The following is a 693-nucleotide window of genomic DNA, read 5'->3' as shown; positions in this document are numbered from 1 at the left end:
GCCGTGGTGCTGCTGGCGACCGGGGTCAACAACGATGGCCACCGCGAAGTCCTCGGCATGCGCGTGGCCACCGCGGAAACCGGCGCCGCGTGCCTCCAACGAGAACGAGTTCTTCGCCGACCTCGTGGCCCGCGGCCTGGCCGGGGTCCGGCTCGTCACCTCCGACGCGCACGCCGGGCTGCGTGAGGCGATCGCGGCCAACCTGCCCGGCGCGAGCTGGCAGCGCTGCCGCACCCACTACGCCTTCAACCTGATGGGCGTGACCCCGAAGAGCATGTGGCCGGCGGTCAAGGCGATGCTGCACAGCGTCTATGACCAGCCCGACGCGGCCGCCGTCCACGCTCAGTTCGACCGGCTGCTCGACTACGTCCAGGACAAGCTCCCGGCCGTCTTCGAGCACCTCGACCGAGCCCGCGAGGACCTGCTGTCCTTCACCAGCTTCCCCAAGGAGATCTGGACCCAGATCTGGTCGAACAACCCGACCGAGCAGCTCAACAAGGAGATCCGGCGCCGCACCGACGCCGTCGGCATCTTCCCCAACCGCGAGGCCATCGTCCGCCTCGTCGGGGCCGTCCTGGCTGAGCAGACCGACGAATGGGCCGAAGGCCGCCGCTCCCTCGGCCTGGACGTCCTGGCCCGCTCCCGGACGAACCTCATCCCCGACACCGAACCCGAGATCGGAGCTGATGACCT

The 693-nt window shown here is 69.7% G+C and carries 1 pseudogene; it reads left to right on the top strand.

What is annotated here, in order from left to right:
• Positions 1–693 (top strand): annotated as a pseudogene (locus ABD979_RS19915) (IS256 family transposase); the annotation flags it as partial.

Origin of the sequence: Terrabacter aeriphilus, from assembly GCF_039542985.1 — a bacterium.
Taxonomy (GTDB): domain Bacteria; phylum Actinomycetota; class Actinomycetes; order Actinomycetales; family Dermatophilaceae; genus Terrabacter; species Terrabacter aeriphilus.
This window is presented reverse-complemented; position numbering and strand designations above follow the sequence as displayed.